This window comes from Pseudomonas sp. RC4D1, from assembly GCF_018390395.1.
GTDB classification, from domain to species: Bacteria; Pseudomonadota; Gammaproteobacteria; order Pseudomonadales; family Pseudomonadaceae; genus Aquipseudomonas; species Aquipseudomonas danubii.
Window position 1 is genome coordinate 1,039,026 of the sequence record NZ_JAHBAW010000002.1, and the last position, 8,475, is coordinate 1,047,500.

The window sequence follows — 8,475 nt, forward strand, 5'->3', positions numbered from 1 at the left end:
GGACAATCAAGCGTGGGACGCCATTTCCAGGCGATGGGCGTGGGCGTGACGGCGCGACAGGGCCAGCACGCAGATCAGCGATACCGCGGCGATCAGGCTGTAGAACAGCGCCATCGGCCACCATTGGCCGATGAACCTGTGGGCCAGCCAGGTGCCGATCAGCGGGGTCAGGCCACCGGCCAGGGCACCGCAGACTTGATAGGCCAGGGAGATGGCGGTGTAGCGCACCCGCGTCTCGAACATGCCGCTGACGTAACCGGCGATCACCGCGTAGAAGGAGGCCATGCACACCACTGCCAGGGCGATGCCGAGGATCATCAGCGGCGCCTGGCCGGAGCTCACCAGGACAAACATCGGATAGGGCGAGGCCATGGCCAGTACTGACACCAGGCATAGAAAGCGCGTGGCGCCGATTTTCTCGGCGCTCCAGGCCGCCAGGGGCTGGATGCAGAACTGGATGATCGCCACCACGAACAGGCATTCGAGAATCAGCGAACGGGGAATCTCCAGTTGCTGGGTGGTGTAGGCAATCATGAAGGTGTTGGTGAAATACACCCCGGCGATGCCCAGGGTATTGGCGCCGATGCACAGCAGCAGCGGACGCCAGGCCGTGCGCAGCACTTGCATCACCGGTGCCTGTTCCTTGCGCAGCGATTTGGCCGCCTGCTCGCGGCTGGCGAGAAACTCCGGCGACTCGTTGACCCCCAGGCGAATCGCCAGGCCTACCAGCAGCAACAACGCGCTGGCGAGGAACGGCAGGCGCCAGCCCCAGCTCATCAACGCGTCCTCGGGCAGGCGGGTCACGGCGCTGAAGGCCAGTAGCGAGAGAATCAAACCCGCCGGGCTGCCCAATTGGGCGAAGGAGGCGAAGAAGTTGCGCCGGCCCTTGGGCGCATGTTCGCCGGCCATCAGCACCGCCCCGCCCCACTCGCCTCCCACGGCAATGCCCTGGACGATGCGCAGCAGAACCAGCAGCACCGGGGCCAGGGCGCCGATCTGTGCATAAGTCGGCAACAGGCCGATGCCCACGGTGACCACGCCCATCATCAGCAAGGTGATGACCAGGGATTTCTTGCGGCCGATACGGTCGCCGATATGGCCGAAGATGATGCCCCCCAGGGGCCGGGCGAAGAAGCCCACGGCGAAGGTCCCGAACGCGGCCATGGTGCTGAACAGTTTGTCGTCGGAGGGGAAGAACAAGGCACCGAACACCAGCGCCGCAGCGGTGGCGTAGATGTAGAAGTCGTACCACTCGATCATGGTGCCGATAAAGGCGGCGGCCGCGGCCCGGCGTGGCTGCGGCGAAGCGGAAGGCTTCATGGTTGGCTCCTTTGGTTATTTTTGTGGCAGGAGAAAGGGTCAAGTGCAGGGGCTTCTGTGGGCGCCTGTCTGGGAGGGATTTATCCGTTTCGCCAGATAATTAGTCAATTTTCTATTGGTTATCTCGATTATTATCCTGGCTTATTATTCGCCTAGATCCCGATCCAGAGCCCTGCCATGTCCGACCGCGATGCCCGACGCCTGCTCAATGACCGCCTCGACTGGAACCTGCTGCGCACCTTCCGGGTGATCGGCCAGGAACTGAGCATCAGTCGCGCAGCGGCGCGCCTGCACCTGACCCAACCGGCAGTGAGCCAAGCCCTCAAGCGCCTGGAAGAACAGCTGGGACGGCAGTTGATCGCCCGACGCGGGCCGCGTTTTGCCCTGACCGAAGTGGGCGAACAGATCTTTGCCCTGGCCGGGGAAATCTACGGCCAGATGTCCCAGGTCAGCAGCGTGCTGGAGCAGCCCGCCGACGAGGTGATCGGCAAGGTGCGGCTGTTGATCATCAGCCGGATCTTCAATGAGCGTTTCGATGACTTTCTGGCCGACTTCCATCGCCAGCATCCGCGCGTCGACCTGGAGGTCGAGGTGATGCGCAGTTCGGATATCGTCAGTGCCCTGCAGGAGAAGACCGCGACCCTGGGCCTGAGCCTTAATCGGCGGCCACAGCCACGCTTGGAACAACGGCTGTTCCTGCGGCAACGCTACGCATTTTTTTGCGGCAAGCATCATCCATTGTTCGGGCGCCAGGATGTGGCCGAGGGCGATCTGCAACGGGAGAATTTCGTCAGTTTCACCAGCGACCAGATCGGCGGCATGCTCTCGCCACTGACCATCTTCCGTGACCAGCAAGGCTTCAGCGGGCGCATCGTCGCCTCCTCGCCAAGCCTGGAAGAAGTACGGCGCCTGGTGATTGCCGGGTTTGGCATCGGCTGCCTGCCGGAGCATGTGGTGGCCGCCGATGTCGACGCCGGGCTGCTGTGGCGCCTGCCGCCCCACGACGGCATCGCCGATGTCGACATCCATCTGCTGTGGAACCGTGAACAACGCATGAGCCGTGCCGAGGTGCTGTTCCTGGAGCTGCTGCAGGAACGCCTCACCGCTCAGTGACGCAAGGGACGCTCGGGCGGACTCACAAGATGCCGGGCAGCCCGGTGTTGCAACGACTCAGACGTGGGGATCGCCAGGGGCCTTGGCGGGTGTAGCGTATTGCGGCTTGAGGTGGCCGTTCTGGTCCAGCAGCCAGGCGTCCATGATCTGTCGCACCACGGGCCCTGCGACCCGGCCGCCGGCCTCACCGTTCTCGATCATGACCGCGATCACGATCTGTGGGTGCTCGGCGGGGGCAAAGCCGACGAACAGGGCGTTGTCGCGGTTGCGCTCGCGGGTCTTGAGGCGGTCATAGCGTTCGCCCTGCTTGATCGCCACCACCTGGGCGGTACCACTCTTGCCGGCGATGCGGTACTGCGCACCGGCGGCAGCAGCGCGGGCGATGCCCCGCGGGTCGTGCATCACCATCTGCATACCGTGGCTGACCTGATCCCAGTCCTGGGGATTCTTCAGCAGGATGTTGGGCATCGGGTGCTCATCCACCGGAGCCACGCCATCGATGGTCTTGGCCAGATGCGGGCGGTTCCACACGCCCTTGTTGGCGATCAGCGCTGTGGCCTGGGCCAGTTGCAGCGGCGTGACCTGCATGTAGCCCTGACCAATGCCGAGGATCACGGTTTCCCCCGGGAACCAGGGCTGGCGGCGGGTGGCGCGCTTCCAGTCTTGGGATGGCATTAACCCGGGGGATTCCTCGAACATGTCCAGGGAGACTTTCTGACCCAGGCCGAACATCGCCATGTAGTCGTGCAGGCGGTCGATGCCGAGCTTGTGGGCCAGATCGTAGAAGTAGGTGTCGTTGGAGCGCATGATCGCTGCGTCCATATCCACCCAACCATCGCCGCTGTGGTTCCAGTTGCGGTATTTGTGATCGAAGTCCGGCAATTGGTAGTAACCAGGGTCGAAGACTCGGGTCGAGGCGGTCACCACGCCGGTGTCGAGGCCGGCAATCGCCACCTCTGGCTTGATGGTGGAACCCGGTGCGTAGAGGCCGCGCAGCACCCGGTTGAATAGCGGGCGGTCGATGGAGTCGTGCAGCGCGGCGTATTCCTTGAAGCTGATGCCGGTGACGAACAGGTTGGGGTCAAAGCTTGGCTTGCTGACCATGGCCAATACTTCGCCCGTGGCAGGGTCGAGGGCCACCACTGAGCCGCGACGGTCCCCCAGGGCCTCTTCGGCAGCTTCCTGGAGCTTTATATCCAGGCTCAGGACGATGTTCTTCCCGGGGATAGGATCGGTGTGTTTGAGCACGCGCATGACCCGCCCTTGGGCGTTGGTCTCCACCTCTTCATAGCCGACGTGACCGTGCAACTCGGACTCATAGAACTTCTCGACGCCCGTCTTGCCAATGGACTGAGTGCCACGGTATTCCACCGAGTCCAGGGTCTTGGTTTCTTTCTCGTTGATCCGCCCAACGTAGCCAATGGAGTGGGCAAAGTGGGCGCCCATGGGGTAATGGCGGACGAACTGGGCTTGCACATCCAGTCCTGGCAGGCGGTACTCGTTGACCGCAAGGACGGCGATTTGCTCTTCGGTGAGCTCGTAGAACAGGGTCACGGGGACGAAGGGGTGGCGGGCCTGCTTCATTTCCTTGTCGAACAGGGTGCGATCCTCTGGCGGCAGGTGCAGCAGGTCGATCACCGTGTCCAACTCGCCTTTGAGATCGGTGGTGCGTTCGCGGGTGATGGTCAGGTTGAAGCTGGGGCGGTTGTCCGCCAGGACCACGCCATTGCGGTCATAGATCAGCCCTCGGGTCGGGGTGATCGGCAGCACGTGGACACGGTTGTTTTCCGAGACGGTGGAGTGATAGTCGAACTCCACCACTTGGAGGAAGTACATACGCCCTACCAAGGCGCAAGTAATGGCCACCACCAACATAGCGCAGGCGAGCAGGCGCTTGTTGACCAGGCGGTTCTCTTTTTCGTGGTCCTTGATCGGAATCGCTTCGGGCATTGCTACAACTTCTCGTTGAATAGAGGTCGACGCTGATCCGTGCGGGTGAACTCAAGTCCTTAAAAAGAGCTGCACCATAGCAAAAACCACTCACTGTTTTTGAGGGGATTTCCATCACGAGTGATCAATGGTGCTGGCTCTCACTGCGGTTGTGGGGCTATGCGTGGGCAATGTCCTTTCTGATCGCTGTAGGACTTGGCTTTTTCTCCGCGCAAAAACAAAACCCCAATTGCTTTCGCAATTGGGGTTTCGGAATTTAATCTTGACGATGACCTACTCTCACATGGGGAAACCCCACACTACCATCGGCGATGCATCGTTTCACTTCTGAGTTCGGGATGGGATCAGGTGGTTCCAACGCTCTATGGTCGTCAAGAAATTCGGTAGCCAGACCGTTGCTGATGCAACGTGCCAGCGAATGGGTATGTAATAGATTTGTGTGTTGTGCAAACTTTCGGTTTGTTTCGTCTTCACACACCGCAATCTGGTCTCTTTCGAGTTCGCAAATTGCTTGGGTGTTATATGGTCAAGCCTCACGGGCAATTAGTATTGGTTAGCTCAACGCCTCACAGCGCTTACACACCCAACCTATCAACGTCGTAGTCTTCGACGGCCCTTTAGGGGATTCAAGATCCCAGTGAGATCTCATCTTGAGGCAAGTTTCCCGCTTAGATGCTTTCAGCGGTTATCTTTTCCGAACATAGCTACCCGGCAATGCCACTGGCGTGACAACCGGAACACCAGAGGTTCGTCCACTCCGGTCCTCTCGTACTAGGAGCAGCCCCTCTCAAATCTCAAACGTCCACGGCAGATAGGGACCGAACTGTCTCACGACGTTCTAAACCCAGCTCGCGTACCACTTTAAATGGCGAACAGCCATACCCTTGGGACCGGCTTCAGCCCCAGGATGTGATGAGCCGACATCGAGGTGCCAAACACCGCCGTCGATATGAACTCTTGGGCGGTATCAGCCTGTTATCCCCGGAGTACCTTTTATCCGTTGAGCGATGGCCCTTCCATACAGAACCACCGGATCACTAAGACCTACTTTCGTACCTGCTCGACGTGTCTGTCTCGCAGTCAAGCGCGCTTTTGCCTTTATACTCTACGACCGATTTCCGACCGGTCTGAGCGCACCTTCGTACTCCTCCGTTACTCTTTAGGAGGAGACCGCCCCAGTCAAACTACCCACCATACACTGTCCTCGATCCGGATAACGGACCTGAGTTAGAACCTCAAAGTTGCCAGGGTGGTATTTCAAGGATGGCTCCACGCAAACTGGCGTTCACGCTTCAAAGCCTCCCACCTATCCTACACAAGCAAATTCAAAGTCCAGTGCAAAGCTATAGTAAAGGTTCACGGGGTCTTTCCGTCTAGCCGCGGATACACTGCATCTTCACAGCGATTTCAATTTCACTGAGTCTCGGGTGGAGACAGCGCCGCCATCGTTACGCCATTCGTGCAGGTCGGAACTTACCCGACAAGGAATTTCGCTACCTTAGGACCGTTATAGTTACGGCCGCCGTTTACCGGGGCTTCGATCAAGAGCTTCGCGTTAGCTAACCCCATCAATTAACCTTCCGGCACCGGGCAGGCGTCACACCCTATACGTCCACTTTCGTGTTTGCAGAGTGCTGTGTTTTTAATAAACAGTCGCAGCGGCCTGGTATCTTCGACCGGCATGAGCTTACGGAGCAAGTCCTTCACCCTCACCGGCGCACCTTCTCCCGAAGTTACGGTGCCATTTTGCCTAGTTCCTTCACCCGAGTTCTCTCAAGCGCCTTGGTATTCTCTACCCAACCACCTGTGTCGGTTTGGGGTACGGTTCCTAGTTATCTGAAGCTTAGAAGCTTTTCTTGGAAGCATGGCATCAACCACTTCGTCACCTAAAAGGTAACTCGTCATCAGCTCTCGGCCTTAGAACCCCGGATTTACCTAAGATTCCAGCCTACCACCTTAAACTTGGACAACCAACGCCAAGCTGGCCTAGCCTTCTCCGTCCCTCCATCGCAATAACTAGAAGTACAGGAATATTAACCTGTTTTCCATCGACTACGCTTTTCAGCCTCGCCTTAGGGACCGACTAACCCTGCGTCGATTAACGTTGCGCAGGAAACCTTGGTCTTTCGGCGTGGGTGTTTTTCACACCCATTGTCGTTACTCATGTCAGCATTCGCACTTCTGATACCTCCAGCAAGCTTCTCAACTCACCTTCACAGGCTTACAGAACGCTCCTCTACCGCATCACTTACGTGATACCCGTAGCTTCGGTGTATGGTTTGAGCCCCGTTACATCTTCCGCGCAGGCCGACTCGACTAGTGAGCTATTACGCTTTCTTTAAAGGGTGGCTGCTTCTAAGCCAACCTCCTAGCTGTCTAAGCCTTCCCACATCGTTTCCCACTTAACCATAACTTTGGGACCTTAGCTGACGGTCTGGGTTGTTTCCCTTTTCACGACGGACGTTAGCACCCGCCGTGTGTCTCCCATGCTCGGCACTTGTAGGTATTCGGAGTTTGCATCGGTTTGGTAAGTCGGGATGACCCCCTAGCCGAAACAGTGCTCTACCCCCTACAGTGATACATGAGGCGCTACCTAAATAGCTTTCGAGGAGAACCAGCTATCTCCGAGCTTGATTAGCCTTTCACTCCGATCCACAGGTCATCCGCTAACTTTTCAACGGTAGTCGGTTCGGTCCTCCAGTCAGTGTTACCTAACCTTCAACCTGCCCATGGATAGATCGCCCGGTTTCGGGTCTATTCCCAGCGACTAGACGCCCTATTAAGACTCGCTTTCGCTACGCCTCCCCTATTCGGTTAAGCTCGCCACTGAAAATAAGTCGCTGACCCATTATACAAAAGGTACGCAGTCACAGAACAAAGTCTGCTCCCACTGCTTGTACGCATACGGTTTCAGGATCTATTTCACTCCCCTCTCCGGGGTTCTTTTCGCCTTTCCCTCACGGTACTAGTTCACTATCGGTCAGTCAGTAGTATTTAGCCTTGGAGGATGGTCCCCCCATATTCAGACAAGGTTTCTCGTGCCCCGTCCTACTCGATTTCATGATTAAGAGATTTTCGCGTACAGGGCTATCACCCACTATGGCCGCACTTTCCAGAGCGTTCCGCTAATCTCAAAGCCACTTAAGGGCTAGTCCCCGTTCGCTCGCCACTACTAAGGGAATCTCGGTTGATTTCTTTTCCTCAGGGTACTTAGATGTTTCAGTTCCCCTGGTTCGCCTCTTGCACCTATGTATTCAGTACAAGATAACCATCTTATGATGGCTGGGTTCCCCCATTCAGAGATCTCCGGATCAAAGTCTGTTTGCCGACTCCCCGAAGCTTATCGCAGGCTACCACGTCTTTCATCGCCTCTGACTGCCAAGGCATCCACCGTATGCGCTTCTTCACTTGACCATATAACCCCAAGCAATCTGGTTATACTATGAAGACGACATTCGCCGAAAATTTGCAATTTAACTCACAAATTTTACCTTAGCCTGATCCGTTACCAGTGAAAGTAACGTTCAGTCTATCTTTCTATCACATACCCAAATTTTTAAAGAACGATCTAATCAAAAGACTAGAAATCAACATTCAAGCAGAATGCTCATTTCTAAGCTTTCAGAAGCAGTTTATGGTGGAGCCAAGCGGGATCGAACCGCTGACCTCCTGCGTGCAAGGCAGGCGCTCTCCCAGCTGAGCTATGGCCCCATAACAAAATTGGTGGGTCTGGGCAGATTCGAACTGCCGACCTCACCCTTATCAGGGGTGCGCTCTAACCAACTGAGCTACAGACCCAATTTCGAGCTTGTAACTGTTAGCTTGGAGCTATCAGCTTGGAGCTTAAAGCTGCTTCTATCGTCTTCTTCAATGAATCAAGCAATTCGTGTGGGAGCTTATGAAGCAGCTGATGTCGTCGATTAAGGAGGTGATCCAGCCGCAGGTTCCCCTACGGCTACCTTGTTACGACTTCACCCCAGTCATGAATCACACCGTGGTAACCGTCCTCCCGAAGGTTAGACTAGCTACTTCTGGTGCAACCCACTCCCATGGTGTGACGGGCGGTGTGTACAAGGCCCGGGAACGTATTCA

Annotated in this window: 3 protein-coding genes, 2 tRNA genes and 3 rRNA genes (1 of these 8 cut by a window edge); 1 reads left to right on the plus strand and 7 read right to left on the minus strand. The window is 57.0% G+C overall.

Annotation, left to right across the window (positions count from 1 at the left end; genetic code table 11):
• Positions 1–6 precede the first annotated feature (6 nt).
• Positions 7–1,320 (minus strand): MFS transporter, encoded by a 1,314-nt coding sequence (locus KHO49_RS20295; protein ID WP_170003185.1) that lies wholly within the window; start codon positions 1,318–1,320, stop codon positions 7–9.
• A 177-nt stretch (positions 1,321–1,497) separates the two neighbouring features.
• Here KHO49_RS20295 and KHO49_RS20300 point away from each other — a divergent pair, with 177 nt between their 5' ends.
• Positions 1,498–2,433 carry a LysR family transcriptional regulator gene (locus KHO49_RS20300; RefSeq protein ID WP_102880101.1) on the plus strand — a complete coding sequence of 312 codons (936 nt, stop codon included), beginning with the start codon at positions 1,498–1,500 and terminating at the stop codon, positions 2,431–2,433.
• A 57-nt stretch (positions 2,434–2,490) separates the two neighbouring features.
• Here KHO49_RS20300 and mrdA read toward each other — a convergent pair whose 3' ends face one another.
• From mrdA to KHO49_RS20330, 6 genes are all read right to left on the minus strand, one after another.
• The gene (gene mrdA / locus KHO49_RS20305; protein ID WP_213665733.1) at positions 2,491–4,383 is read right to left on the minus strand and encodes a penicillin-binding protein 2; all 1,893 of its coding nucleotides are present in this window, start codon (positions 4,381–4,383) and stop codon (positions 2,491–2,493) included.
• Between the two features lie 260 nt (positions 4,384–4,643).
• A 5S ribosomal RNA gene (rrf, locus tag KHO49_RS20310) occupies positions 4,644–4,759 on the minus strand.
• Between the two features lie 146 nt (positions 4,760–4,905).
• A 23S ribosomal RNA gene (locus KHO49_RS20315) occupies positions 4,906–7,797 on the minus strand.
• Between the two features lie 221 nt (positions 7,798–8,018).
• A tRNA-Ala gene (locus tag KHO49_RS20320) sits at positions 8,019–8,094 on the minus strand.
• Positions 8,095–8,104: 10 nt separating this feature from the next.
• Positions 8,105–8,181, minus strand: a tRNA-Ile gene (locus tag KHO49_RS20325).
• Positions 8,182–8,304: 123 nt separating this feature from the next.
• Positions 8,305–8,475: ribosomal RNA gene (locus KHO49_RS20330) — 16S ribosomal RNA — on the minus strand; it runs 1,368 nt beyond the window's last position.
• Together the 16S, 23S and 5S rRNA genes with 2 tRNA genes alongside form the textbook arrangement of a ribosomal RNA operon.